General features: G+C 34.9%; 19 protein-coding genes. 14 read left to right on the forward strand and 5 right to left on the reverse strand.

The annotated features are described in order from the left end of the window. Positions 1 to 346: 346 nt before the first annotated feature. Entirely contained in the window at positions 347 to 1,111 is a 765-nt protein-coding gene (locus RCG21_RS14950; protein ID WP_308913335.1) for an MBL fold metallo-hydrolase, read from the reverse strand. Positions 1,112 to 1,228: 117 nt separating this feature from the next. Here RCG21_RS14950 and RCG21_RS14955 point away from each other — a divergent pair, with 117 nt between their 5' ends. The 3 genes from RCG21_RS14955 (at position 1,229) to RCG21_RS14965 (ending at position 2,677) form a co-directional block, all read left to right on the forward strand. Beyond that, positions 1,229 to 1,639 (forward strand): Lrp/AsnC family transcriptional regulator, encoded by a 411-nt coding sequence (locus RCG21_RS14955; RefSeq protein ID WP_133333299.1) that lies wholly within the window; start codon positions 1,229 to 1,231, stop codon positions 1,637 to 1,639. A gap of 252 nt (positions 1,640 to 1,891) precedes the next feature. Further along, positions 1,892 to 2,299, forward strand: coding sequence for a YwrJ family protein (locus RCG21_RS14960; protein ID WP_133333298.1), 408 nt, complete (start codon positions 1,892 to 1,894; stop codon positions 2,297 to 2,299). Positions 2,300 to 2,455: 156 nt separating this feature from the next. Next, positions 2,456 to 2,677: a hypothetical protein gene (locus RCG21_RS14965; protein WP_133333297.1), complete on the forward strand. Its 222-nt coding sequence runs from the start codon at positions 2,456 to 2,458 to the stop codon at positions 2,675 to 2,677. Between the two features lie 242 nt (positions 2,678 to 2,919). Here the strand turns inward: RCG21_RS14965 and RCG21_RS14970 are convergent, their stop codons facing one another. Beyond that, positions 2,920 to 3,078, reverse strand: a complete 159-nt coding sequence (locus RCG21_RS14970) for a hypothetical protein (protein ID WP_165976186.1) — start codon at positions 3,076 to 3,078, stop codon at positions 2,920 to 2,922. 369 nt (positions 3,079 to 3,447) lie between these two features. Here RCG21_RS14970 and RCG21_RS14975 point away from each other — a divergent pair, with 369 nt between their 5' ends. Both RCG21_RS14975 and RCG21_RS14980 read left to right on the forward strand, forming a co-directional pair. Beyond that, complete coding sequence (locus RCG21_RS14975; protein ID WP_133333296.1) at positions 3,448 to 3,759, forward strand: hypothetical protein; 312 nt, start codon at positions 3,448 to 3,450, stop codon at positions 3,757 to 3,759. Positions 3,760 to 3,925: 166 nt separating this feature from the next. Next, entirely contained in the window at positions 3,926 to 4,477 is a 552-nt protein-coding gene (locus tag RCG21_RS14980; RefSeq protein ID WP_133333295.1) for a hypothetical protein, read from the forward strand. A gap of 168 nt (positions 4,478 to 4,645) precedes the next feature. On the opposite strand, the gene RCG21_RS14985 is transcribed toward RCG21_RS14980, so the two are convergent. Together RCG21_RS14985 and RCG21_RS14990 are read right to left on the reverse strand one after the other, a co-directional pair. After that, entirely contained in the window at positions 4,646 to 4,807 is a 162-nt protein-coding gene (locus tag RCG21_RS14985) for a hypothetical protein (protein ID WP_165976184.1), read from the reverse strand. An 80-nt stretch (positions 4,808 to 4,887) separates the two neighbouring features. After that, positions 4,888 to 4,959, reverse strand: a complete 72-nt coding sequence (locus tag RCG21_RS14990) for a YjcZ family sporulation protein (RefSeq protein WP_197031452.1) — start codon at positions 4,957 to 4,959, stop codon at positions 4,888 to 4,890. Positions 4,960 to 5,860: 901 nt separating this feature from the next. Here RCG21_RS14990 and RCG21_RS14995 point away from each other — a divergent pair. From RCG21_RS14995 to RCG21_RS15010, 4 genes are all read left to right on the forward strand, one after another. After that, on the forward strand, positions 5,861 to 6,205 hold the full coding sequence (locus RCG21_RS14995) for an ArsR/SmtB family transcription factor (protein WP_133333293.1): 345 nt from the start codon (positions 5,861 to 5,863) through the stop codon (positions 6,203 to 6,205). 29 nt (positions 6,206 to 6,234) lie between these two features. Beyond that, complete coding sequence (locus tag RCG21_RS15000; RefSeq protein WP_308913336.1) at positions 6,235 to 6,750, forward strand: SRPBCC family protein; 516 nt, start codon at positions 6,235 to 6,237, stop codon at positions 6,748 to 6,750. Positions 6,751 to 6,835: 85 nt separating this feature from the next. Continuing rightward, complete coding sequence (locus RCG21_RS15005) at positions 6,836 to 7,216, forward strand: VOC family protein (protein ID WP_133333291.1); 381 nt, start codon at positions 6,836 to 6,838, stop codon at positions 7,214 to 7,216. Between the two features lie 139 nt (positions 7,217 to 7,355). Beyond that, on the forward strand, positions 7,356 to 7,883 hold the full coding sequence (locus RCG21_RS15010; RefSeq protein WP_308913337.1) for a dihydrofolate reductase family protein: 528 nt from the start codon (positions 7,356 to 7,358) through the stop codon (positions 7,881 to 7,883). A gap of 210 nt (positions 7,884 to 8,093) precedes the next feature. On the opposite strand, the gene RCG21_RS15015 is transcribed toward RCG21_RS15010, so the two are convergent. After that, positions 8,094 to 8,792: a Dph6-related ATP pyrophosphatase gene (locus tag RCG21_RS15015; RefSeq protein WP_308913338.1), complete on the reverse strand. Its 699-nt coding sequence runs from the start codon at positions 8,790 to 8,792 to the stop codon at positions 8,094 to 8,096. A gap of 418 nt (positions 8,793 to 9,210) precedes the next feature. Between RCG21_RS15015 and RCG21_RS15020 the strand changes: the two genes are divergently transcribed. The 5 genes from RCG21_RS15020 to RCG21_RS33770 all read left to right on the forward strand — a co-directional run bounded on the left by RCG21_RS15020 (position 9,211) and on the right by RCG21_RS33770 (position 12,108). Continuing rightward, positions 9,211 to 9,693 (forward strand): DUF2975 domain-containing protein, encoded by a 483-nt coding sequence (locus tag RCG21_RS15020; protein WP_133333288.1) that lies wholly within the window; start codon positions 9,211 to 9,213, stop codon positions 9,691 to 9,693. Positions 9,694 to 9,703: 10 nt separating this feature from the next. Further along, positions 9,704 to 9,925 carry a helix-turn-helix domain-containing protein gene (locus tag RCG21_RS15025; RefSeq protein ID WP_133333287.1) on the forward strand — a complete coding sequence of 74 codons (222 nt, stop codon included), beginning with the start codon at positions 9,704 to 9,706 and terminating at the stop codon, positions 9,923 to 9,925. Positions 9,926 to 10,013: 88 nt separating this feature from the next. Next, positions 10,014 to 10,838: a DUF817 domain-containing protein gene (locus RCG21_RS15030; protein WP_308914264.1), complete on the forward strand. Its 825-nt coding sequence runs from the start codon at positions 10,014 to 10,016 to the stop codon at positions 10,836 to 10,838. Between the two features lie 303 nt (positions 10,839 to 11,141). After that, the gene (locus tag RCG21_RS15035; RefSeq protein WP_308913339.1) at positions 11,142 to 11,684 is read left to right on the forward strand and encodes a DUF4871 domain-containing protein; all 543 of its coding nucleotides are present in this window, start codon (positions 11,142 to 11,144) and stop codon (positions 11,682 to 11,684) included. Positions 11,685 to 11,832: 148 nt separating this feature from the next. Further along, positions 11,833 to 12,108 carry a YnaG family membrane protein gene (locus RCG21_RS33770; RefSeq protein ID WP_504928507.1) on the forward strand — a complete coding sequence of 92 codons (276 nt, stop codon included), beginning with the start codon at positions 11,833 to 11,835 and terminating at the stop codon, positions 12,106 to 12,108. Positions 12,109 to 12,349: the final 241 nt, after the last annotated feature.

Genomic DNA, 12,349 nt, shown 5'->3' on the forward strand with positions numbered 1-12,349 from the left:
CAAATAAATTCAATTTTTGTCCCTTAACAAGATAAAAGCCCATAATGATCAACAACTTCATCATGAGCACCTTATAGGTCTAGAACGTATATTAGTGGTTTAAAACTGCAATCTATAAAATTAAACCAACAAATTGGCAAACTGTTTTTTTAAAATTAGGCTGTGTTAAAGAACATTGTTGATTTTTTACCCCGTTGATTGGAGTGGAAGACACGAAGACTCCTGCGGGAGTACGGGGCAGGGGAGACCCCACAGGAGCGAAGCGACGAGGAGGCTCCCCGGCATGCCCGCGGAAAGCGAAGTGCCTGGAACGGAAATCAACAGACTAGTTTAAAACAGCCAAAAATTAAAATGTGTAAGATTCACCATCATCAGGTACTAAAACATGAGAAGAGATTCCTCTTTCATTAATAAAGCTCTTCAATTCATCTCTTGATAATGTCCAATGATTGACGGCTTCCATATGGACAGAAATGATTTTGGCGTTAGGGGCAGCCTTATACACTTCAAAAATGTCATCTTTCCCCATTACCAGAGAACCAAGTTCTAATATTTGATTATCTCCACCATTTACAATAATGATTTCTGGTTTATACGTATCGATTACTTCCTGGATTGCTTCATACCAAACTGTATCGCCAGCCACATATAACGTTTTTTCAGTTGAGTGTTTGAAGACAACACCACACACTTGACCGGCACGGTTTAATAACTTTTCTCCTCTTCCATGCTCACCTTTTGTTTTAATTAATTGGATATCTTCAAAAACTGTATCTTCCTGTAAAACTTCTACATTTATAAAATCGGCGTTTCTAACTTCTGTAGCATCTTTTTCATTTTGTACAAACATTTTTATCCCCTTAGGCAATACCTCCTTGGCTGTATCATCCCAGTGATCTAAATGCAGATGTGTAACAATCACAGCATCCACATTATTGATAATATTATCAATGGATGTTGGTAAGTCAACTAGAGGATTCAATTGATCTTGTCTTAAGGTATTAGAAAAGGGCGGATAAGTCCCTTTATCTGCTAAAAATGGGTCAATTAAAAACTTTTTCCCAGCATATTCGACAACAAGTGTGGCATTTCGAATTAGTTGTATATTCATTGTTAAAACTCCTTCTCTTTGATTTACGTATAGTTTATACTATCACCGAATAACATTTACATAGATAAAATCAAGTCTTTTCGCTGTTTGGCTTGAATAATGAAAGGAGTTGAATAAATGTTGGATCGAACGGATTTGCGTATCTTGGATGAGTTATCCATGAACAGTCGGATTACCATGAAAGAATTGGGAAAAAAAGTTCATTTGACTGGTCAAGCAGCTGCATCACGAGTTGCAAAATTAGAGGATAGTGGGGTAATTGAGGGATATACCATTAAAGTCAACCAGGTTAAATTAGGGTGGTTTATACATGCATTCATAAATATCTATATAAAAACTACGCATCATGAACCATATCTTTCATATATAAAAACACAAGATAATTACATAATAAATAACTTTAAAATAAGTGGAGATAGTTGTTACATTCTCGAATGTAAATTTCCCTCCAATGAACGATTAAATCAATTTTTAGAAGAACTTAACCATCATGCAAATTATAGATTATCCATCGTTATAAATAAATAGTGCATCAATAAATGGGAAATTGTGAGAAGACATACAACAATTGTTAAGTGTTGAAGCAGGGGACAAATTAAATAAATATTTTTATAGGTTTTTTCACTAGATAAGCACGATAGTTGAACAAAAATAAGAAGCGATACCCAGATCAACAACTGTTCCTCAACAAAAGAGGCATTTTTATTAGTACAGCCCCCCTGGATAATACATATAAATAAAAAGAAATATGCTTGTTTAATTGAAAAGGGGTAATCAATTATGTTTCTAGACTTATTGAGGTCTTTTGTAGGGAAAGTAATCAATATTGATCGAGGTGGTCGCGGATCTAAGGTTGGAAAGTTATTAGATGTTTATAATGATTATTTTGTCCTACTCACTGAAGAGGATGGGGTTGTTTACTATAATACCCAACATATAAAAAGTGTGACGGAGAATACGAAAGGATTCAAGAATGAGTTTACTGAAGATTTTGAATATAAAAAAGCTAATAATTTACTAAGTTTGTTAGAGAATCAAAAACTCCAATGGATCAAAATAAACCATGACGGTCCAGAAAAAATAGAAGGAATTTTATTTGATATAAATGATGACATGATGACTTTGATTTTTAATGATGAAATTGTTCGCATCTCCATGTTCCATCTACGTACTATCAGAATGGGATAAACCGGAGAAATAAACCATCTGATTAGATAATAAAAATGACCGCAATGTTGCAGTCATTTTTTATTTGCTCAAAAATATTTTTAGATTGTCCTATAAACATCCAATCAATTAATAAGAGAAATCATTTAATAGAATTAGAAAGGAGATGATAGGAAGATGAGTAGTAAGGAATTTAACCGTTTTGCTTCTGAACTGGTTGGTCAAGAAGTAGAAGTCGTCACCAATAACGGAACATATACAGGGACGCTAGAGTATGTTGGCAGTGATAGTATTATTCTTAACACAAGAGTAAGAGGCCGCAGAGTAAGAATGGTCATTCGTATCGCTTTAATCATTGCTCTTTTCAGTCTACTAACTGGAATCAGGTTCACTTTATAAAAAAACAAAAGTATTCGCTTTACATGAAATTGGATCTTTTTTGAAGAAAGGAAAAAACGATCTAAAAAAGATTAAGTTATGTAAATGGGCTCATTTGCAGTAAAAAAGGATAGGTAGAGCATGTTTCCTGCTCATCTATCCCTTTTTATTTTTGCTTTATCGTGCCGACATTAAATTAGAATTTAATGGTGTTTAGAGTTTTAAGAAATATCCTGTTTTTAATAAAGCAATGAAGTTGATTTTTAATCACGCATTGCGCCTGCCTCTCGGGAAGTCATTGAACCTTCTCCTTGGATTACATCATTTTGAATTTCCTGTTTTACTTTTTGTGCATCAGTGCCAGCAAATTCTGGTTTCATAATAGACCCTAAATTCTTTTTAGCTTGTTGATCCTGTTGCATACAAATCCTCCTGAATTTATTATTTAACCATCTTATTATTAGCACCGATTAGAAGAATATTACAGATTTAATTTGAATTGCTTTCATTTTTCCTAAATTTTAAAGTGTCCTTCTTAGATGGGGTATAATTGCTTTCTTAATTTCTGGGTTAAATTATTTTATAGTGCATTAATCGATCCAATGATCTCCCTCATAGATTTCTTGTAAATAGATAAATTTTTATTAAATATCGGGACAGTTGGTTAAATAAAACTAATCACTAACTCAATTGGATGGAAAATTGTGTTAAAATCATATCGGAAAGTCTTATTGAGATAAGATTTGTTTGAGAGTAGGGGTTGATGACTCCTTTAGAAAGGTTGTGTTTATTTGGAAAAGAAAACTGCTCCACCGAAGAAACACGGTATAATAAGCTATATTTCTTTTATTATTGGAGCTATTTGCTTTTTTATAGTTTTTGTCCCAGCTACAAGAATAGCAAATATCGGGAATTTAGTTGGGGATTATATAACATTTTCGCTAACGGGTATAGGTATCGTACTATCTATAATCGGGATAGTAAAGAAAACGGAGAAAAATGTAATACCAATTATATCGTTAATCCTCTCCTTTTCTTTTTTTATATTCTGGATAATCGTGATTATCTTATTGTTTACAGGTCAAATTGAATTTGGTCCGTAGTGTGTAAATTTCTTTTTGAACCAAGCGGGGCAATTTTTTTTATAAGATTTTTTCATTTAAAAAGAAGTTATTGAAAAACCTCATCAATCTTATCTAATTTGTAACATGAACTTTCAAAGAATCCTTCACCTAAATTAATATTTCAATGATAAAATCGGGAGTAAAAATGCGAATAAAATATGTTGTATTACCAGTGTTAATTATTTTAATAGCGGTTATATGCTATCGAACAATTTCTCTTTATACAGAGGGACGAAGCTATTACTTTAAACAAACTGATTCAACCAACCTTTCAAATGAATCTTTTGGAAAGATACGGCTGCACGATAATATTCATAACCCATCTTTTGTAAGGCACTATAAAGCACCACTAAGCAGGGAGAATAATGATTTATACGATTATTATCATTGGGAAGGTGGATTAGAAACGGCCTCTATTATCAACGGAAAAGAAAAAGGGGATATTGTTCGTTTAATAATTGGAGAAGTTGAAGGAATAAAAACGAAAACTAGTTTTAAAACAGCAAAAGGAATCGAGATTGGTAGTACGAAACAAGATGTTATCGCTTCATATGGTCCAAGTTTCTATAAAAGGACAGAACAAGGTGTGGATATTGTCGGATACGTTGACCATAAACTAGATGCAACGATTGAATTCTGGCTAGTAGAAGACGGAAAGGTAGCGGAAATACGATTAGATGACACAAGCATTGATTAAGTAAATTAGAAATTAACAATGGAGGCAGCTGTTGCATCACTTTTTATATTTCATAGTTAATTTGTGAAGAATTGTACTTAAGCAAAGGGTGTTCATTAACTATTAGGTGAAAACAGCCTAAAAAAAGAGAGCCCGAAGGCCCTTTGGTAACATGTTTAAATCATTTACTTAAAAGAATCCGCGTCTTCTTCTTCTTTCAATTTCAATTGCTATACGTCTTCTTCTCTCAATCTCGATTTCTATTTCAATACGTCTTCTTCTCTCAATCTCGATTTCGATTTCAATAGGGATAAACCTTCTTCTTCTAAAGCCGTCAGGGAAAAATACCAAGTGTAATTCAACCTCCTATCCTTTCAGTAGTCTAGACAAAGGGACAGATTTAAATCATCTTACCCCTAGTTCCGTACGATTTAATAACCCATAAAAGAAGTTCCGACAATGATAAGGAGAATGAACAATACTACGATTAATGTAAAAGACATATTTAATCCGTCACTCATGTATATCACCTCCAGTACCTATTGGGTTATTGAGGAAAGAATACTTTTCTCTATTTATATATATTTCATAGGACAAGTTTGGATTGGACAATAATCATCATATTTCTACGAAATCCGCAATATGCTTAACCCTAAAAATATAAAAGCGTCTCCACTTCATGCAAGCGCCTAGTGGAAGCAACTTATCTAAGATGCTTTTAGTAGAATTAGTCTCTACTTAGAGACTAATGAAAATTTTTCCTATATTATATGCAAAAGTGCTAAAGAAAGAATTAATGAAATATACTTTCAACATCTATTGCAAGGGAGATTTGTTTTTAAAACATCTGTTCAAGCAGTAGGCTCTTTTAATGATTGTTGTTGATTCTCTTATTCGACAAAATGGGCAGTTTAATAAGAATAATGATAGATTGGCATAACCTATTTATTTCAAGTACCCTAAAAAGTTATTGAAAAGTTTAATTTGGGACATAAATATGTGTTTTACTAAATGAATTTGTTTATTTAGTCTTAAAAATTGAGAAATGAATTTTAAATTGTTTAGAGTGTATTTGGTCACCGGCGTGTTCAAATACTAAATCTATGCCTAAGTAAATATAAATCCATATGCTGAACCATCAAACAAATGATGCTACCGGACACAATACTAATGAGCATAAGAGTAAAGGTGACAATCGGGACGATATGAATGGAGAAAACGACTTTACTCAACCTATGAAGGATTAGATTCTGTAATTCGAATTGACTCGGTATCACTTTAATTTTTAAATATTCCTTGACGGGAATATTCCCTGTTGGGTATAATGAATTCAACAGGACCATAATACTAGTGATGATGTAGAAGTGATTTTACCGGAGACCATCACTTGACGAGGTGAGCAACATGTCAGGGAAGATTCCGGGTGTGAACATGACGACACTGAGCGCTTTGTCAGAACCAAATCGTATGAATATCGTCGAACTCTTGCGTGACGGTCCTATGACCGTGGGGGAAATCGCTGATCAACTTGGATTGAGGCAGCCCCAAACTTCGAAGCATCTAAAAGTGCTAAGCGAAAACGGGATTGTGGAAGTTCAGGCCGATGCTAACCGGCGTATCTACAAGCTCCGGCCAGAGCCCTTCCAAGCGCTGAATTCTTGGATACAATCCTTCCGGCGCGTTACGGAAGAAAGATTCGACAATTTAGATGATTATTTGAAGGAATTGCAGAACAAGGAAAAATCATAAAATCATTTCATGTTCAAGGAGGAATTACGATGTCAAACACCACAATGGTATCGAGAGTAGAGAACGATCGGATACTGGTACTGGAGCGCATTTTCGATGCGTCACGCGATCTAGTATTCAAGATGTTTAAAGAGCCGAAGCATCTGAAACGCTGGTGGGGACCGAGGGGCTGGGAGATTCCGGTCTGCAACGTCGATTTCCGTCCGGGTGGCGTTTGGCATTACTGTATGAAGTGCGTCGATCAGAATCAAGGTCAATTTTTTGGTATGGAATCCTGGGGAAAAGGGATTTATAAGGAGATTATCGAGCCAGAGAAGATCGTCTACACCGATTACTTTTCGGATGCCGAAGGCAATTTGAATGACTCCATGCCGTCCACCGAGATCACATTGGAATTCATCGAGTTGGGTGGAAAGACAAAGCTAATAAACCGTGCTGAATATGTTTCCGAAGAGGCCCTTAAGACCGTCATGGACATGGGCATGGTGCAAGGAATCACCGAAACTTGGGACCGTTTGAACGAGCTTGTGGAGTCCCTGAAGTAGAGTTACCGTTACGCTGTTTTCAGTATTAGTAAGGTTTTGGAGCATTGAGTTTCGTAATTACTTTTTTAAGGGAGTGTAAAAATCAATGATTAGTCAAGTTGGTCAAATCATGTTGTATGTTAACAATCAAGATGAAGCAAGGGACTTTTGGACAGAAAAAGTAGGGTTTAGTGTAATTTCAGAGGAAGACAATGGTCAAGGAATGAGATGGATTGAAATTGCTTCAACTAAAGAAGCTGAAACAAGCATTATTCTCCATAATAAGGAATTTGTTGCGAAAATGGCGCCTGAATTAAATCTTGGAACACCTTCTTTAATGTTCTTCTCAAAAAATTTCGATAATTTATATAGTGACTTATCAAACAAAAACGTCACAGTAGGAGAAATTGTAAATATGCCTACAGGTAGAGTATTTAATTTTGCTGATAGTGAAAATAATTACTTTGCAGTAATGGAAAAAAAATGAATTTCTATTAAATTTACGAGTGCGATGCCTGAATAAAGGCATCGCCTTTTGTTTGTTTGATTTACGAAACAGATTCTAAGATTTACACTTAAAGTAATAATAATAATTTTATAAACTGAAAAAAGTAAGGGAGATTCGCTTGAAAAAACAGCGTAACATAATTTTATACATTGGCACTTCAATTGATGGTTATATTGCAAATGAGGATGGTACATTAGAATGGTTAGAATCAACAGAAGTAGAAGGAGATTCTGGATATAATTCACTCCTTGAAAGAATTGATACTGTTATTATGGGAAAAGGAACATATGATGTCATTCGTGGATTTGATATGGATTATCCATACAGTAATTATAAAAATTATGTATTTTCTAAATCTGTTATTGAATCAGATGAATCTGCCTCATTTATTAATGACGAGGTCAAAACTTTCATTAAAGATTTAAAACAAAAGCCGGGTAAAGACATATGGTTAATTGGTGGAGGAAACTTAGCTCGTGAATTTTTTAAGGAAAATTTAATTGATGAATTCCAATTAGCCATTGCACCTATTATTTTAGGGAAAGGTATCTCCCTTTATATCGGAGATGACATTACTCAAAAATACACATTAACAAAAGTAGAAAAATTAGGTCAACTTGCTATGCTTCATTATATTAAAAAATAATTTTTATTATCTTCCCTTTATTTGGATTGGAATAATTTTTCTAATAGATGTTATGTAACTAAAGCGGAGTTAAATCATAACAAAATCGTAGCTGCGACTTTTTTTCTTGTTGCACAAACGGCACAGGTTAGCCTTTTTCGAGCGGTACATCAGGTGACGAATCAGCATAACTGTTCTTGGATGAGGCTGTACATGCTGATTCGACATTCATCATCTCATTCCTTCCTCACCTTTTAATTTAATTCCAACAAACTTCCAACGATCCCTTGCTTTTATAATTTGATAGTCAATTTCTATTGGAATAGGATATTGAAAGATAGGTCCATGAAATACAAAAGTATGGTATTCGCCATACTCCCCACATGGGTCTACATCAGAAGGCAATGCTTCCAGCCATTCTTTCGTTAAGGTTTTCCCTAAAAAACCGGACGACAATTTCGTTGAATCTATGGATATAACGGCAGCTTTCCATCCTTCCTCCACCATTTGTCGAACTAATGTTTTCGTATTCTGTCCCCATAAGGGAAGCAGCAATTCGAATCCATGTCTTCTGAGTAATTTTTCTTTATAGTTTTTGACCTCTTCCAAAAATAAGTCCCCATAAGCGATTTTCGTAACTCCGAAATGTTTCCGGAAATGAACCATGGTGCTGATTAAACCATCTTCAAAATTCTCCGTGGTAAATTCGCTCATTTTTATTTTGTATAGAGGCAATCCGATAGCTTCCGCTTGTTTTTCAACCAGGTGTTCATCAATGTGGTGACTTGTAACGGTACCATTGTTCGTACAGGTTGTCACTAACGATACGATTTTATATCTCTGATCCTTTAACAATTGGTTGACTAAGAAAGCGGAGTCTTTTCCGGATGAAAAGGCAACAACGATATTTTCAAGAATTGTTTCTTCCATGGTCTCATCCTTTCTCAGAAAATGAATAATTCATTCTTTTTCTATAGTTATTCTACTGTCAAATATACCGTTGCGTCTATCTTTTAAAATGAGATTGGTTCAATTAAGGAATAGCATGTTAATGGATGGAAAAATGGTTAGAGATACAGTTTAATTTATTGACTTTGTTTATCACTTTTCTATAAAGTTCCTGTCCAATTAAGGAAGCGGTAAAAATCGTCGATCTCCTAAAATATGTTGGATAAGCGAACAAATGAAGTTGAAAAAGCATTTTTCCATAATGAGGAATGCTTTTTGTTTTTGTCTTAAATTGAGATTTATACAATAAAAACATTATAAAAATAGATAAAAATTTATTGTAAAACGATAAATGGTGTGTTAAATTCAAAATAACCATAAATCAGTGAGGTGTGCTTTTATGAAAAAAGGAACAACATTATTTTTAAAGATAACTGTTATTCTTATTGGAATCCCCGTTCTTGCTTTGTGCATCTTTTTGGTGCCTGAGTTAGGGAATATTGCAGCAAAATTGCTTCCAGAGTTTGCTTTTATAAAATATCTCGTTTTCCTCGTTTTTTATGCATCAGCAATCCCTTTTTACTTTGCTTTGTATCAGGCTTTCAAACTTTTACACTATATTGATAAAAATAAAGCGTTCTCGCAAATTTCTGTGGAAGCATTAAAGAAAATCAAATTCTGTGCAATCACAATCAGTACCTTGAACGTGCTAGTCTTGCCGCTTTTTTATCTCTTTGCGGAAAAGGACGACGCCCCAGGTGTCATCTTTGTCGGATTGGTTGTTCCGTTTGCTTCCGTGGTGATTGCAGTTTTTGCGGCTGTTCTCCAAAGGCTTTTGCAAGAGGCGATTGATATAAAATCAGAAAATGATTTAACGGTCTGAGGTGAAAACAATGGCGATTATAATCAATATTGATGTGATGCTGGCTAAAAGGAAAATGAGTGTAACGGAGCTTTCAGAGAGGGTCGGAATAACAATGGCGAATCTTTCTATATTGAAAAATGGAAAGGCAAAGGCGATACGATTATCAACTTTAGAGGCAATTTGTAAGGCTTTAGAATGTCAACCAGGGGACATTTTAGAATACCGAAGCGATGAAGACACTCTAGAATAATTAGCAAGATATATTAGACATTGAGATCATTTTTATAAAAGGGGAGTTAAACATGAATGTAACGATTCAAAAGCTGGAGGCACAAATCTTGCGGGCAGGAAAACAACTTGTTCGTTTTGGTTGGGAGCAGGCTCTATCTTGCTTATTTCCTGTCGTTATTTTTGCCTCATTAGCACTTACAAAAATCATGCCGCTTCCCTTACTGCCGCGATATGACTGGCTTCTGATCATCTGCCTTCTCATGCAGTGGTGGATGGTCCATTCAGAGCTTGAAACCCTGGATGAACTAAAGGTGATCACATTGTTCCACCTTATTGGCCTTGGTCTTGAACTTTTTAAGGTACATATGGGCTCTTGGTCTTATCCGGAAGAAGGATATTTCAAAATTTATGGAGTGCCTTTGTACAGCGGATTTATGTATGCAAGTGTAGCGAGTTATCTCTGCCAGGCGTGGAGGAGGTTAAAGGTGGAACTGGTTAAGTGGCCATCATCCTTGGTGGTTGTTCCTCTTGCCGCTGCAATTTATTTGAATTTTTTCACCCACCATTACTGGATGGATATTCGTTGGTGGCTTTCTGGTCTTGTCATAATTGTCTTTTGGCAATCATGGGTCACATACGAGGTTGATGGAACCCGTTACCGTATGCCGCTTGCACTATCTTTTGTACTCATCGGATTTTTTATCTGGATTGCCGAAAATATTGCAACGTTCTTTGGAGCTTGGGAATATCCAAACCAAATCGATGCATGGAGTATGGTTCATCTTGGTAAGGTGAGTTCATGGCTCTTATTAGTGATTGTTAGCTTTCTTATCGTAGCCACGTTAAAGCAGGTGAAGGGGAAAAATTCCACTAGGGTAGATGCTAATCCGTTTATCAAACGGAAAAAAACACTTCCGCACAGAACCCGTTAACACATTATAGAGACTTTTCATTCTACATTTTAATCGGAGGTGAAAAGGATGCCGAGAGCAGAAGCTGAAGGTGAAACATATAGCTGGTAAAAGAACTAATCCCACACTTTGTGGGATATTTTTTATTTATCTCCAAAAAAACTATTGTTAGTGCAAATAAATGCTCTGATTGATTGATCTTTTCAACTCTTTTTCTGTTAGAGTAGCAAGACTTAAAAGGTGTAGGTTAGTTGAATAAATATTGTAAAAATTGGTATTATTGGAATTGTTGGAAAAATATTCTGTTTAAGGGGGAGCGTATGGTTGAAACAAAAATCTATGGTATTTATATTTTTGAGTATGCTTTTTTTGATTGCAGGTTGCTCCAAAAATAAAACAGTTGAAAGTAAGTTGCCTCTACCTGAGGATATACCAGAATTTGTTAAGGAAAGTGATATTGAAAAAATTGATTGGGATAAAAAAGCTGTTACTTTTAATGGGAATATTATCGGGAATGAAAATAAATCCGGGGTTATTGGTGCCGATATGCCAAGCATAAACATTAACCAGAAATGGATGTGGCACCTTTGGGTAAATGAATATCCCATAGGAGCCAAATTAACCGTGGCAGGTTTTCACAGAGAAACCCGAACAGTGCATCAAATCATAACAACAGGTTGGACGATAGATCTTGGTGGAAAAAATAATGGAGCAGATGCACACGCACCTTCTAGTGTGAACATTCCAGAGGCAGGTGAATGGGCAATATTGCTTTATACGGATGGAAAATTATTTGATACATTAATTTACGAAATTAATAAGTCAAAAGTATGGATTATCATTCTTGTTTCAACTTTCGGTTTTTAAATCGAATACTGGCTGCCCTTCATGGGGCTTTTCATTTTTCACGAACGAGGTATTTTCGTTCAAGAGGTTAAATGATTAAAATGAAGGATGATACATTAAAAAAGAAGTTTAGAAGTAGAAAAGTTTTTCAAGTAGGGGGAGATCTGATGTGCAAAGGATATTCACTTTAATTTCGTATTTACTGTTTTTTGTTCCATTGACACTTATTATAAATTTTTTATTTGATGTTGTTACATTCGAAAAATTTCAAGGCCTACCAGTGTTTTTCCCCTTAGTATTTTGCAGTATTGGTCTATATTTTTCCTCAAAAGCTTATCTAATCCAAAAAAGCGCTTTGACACTATGTGCGATTATTGCAAATTCAGCCTTATTCCTTTTTCCATTTTTTTATATGATGGGTGGTGTATTGATTTTTGGTCCATGAAATGGTGTTTCAAGTACAAGGATGGAAATTATTTCTTTGAATCTTTTAAACTACAAATTTTCTAAATGTTTTTAATCGAGATGAATTGCGAAAAGAACACTTAAAGGAACATGACTCCCTGAATCAAAGTGAATGAAGAAGCAATAGTGAATTATTTGCTAAAATCAGAACGGAGCTGCCAAGAAGGTAGCTTTTATATTGTGCTATAGGTGGCGGACTAGTTTAAAAAAGAGTAAATACC

Origin of the sequence: Bacillus salipaludis (assembly GCF_030938565.1) — a bacterium.
Taxonomy (GTDB): Bacteria; Bacillota; Bacilli; order Bacillales; family Cytobacillaceae; genus Neobacillus; species Neobacillus salipaludis_A.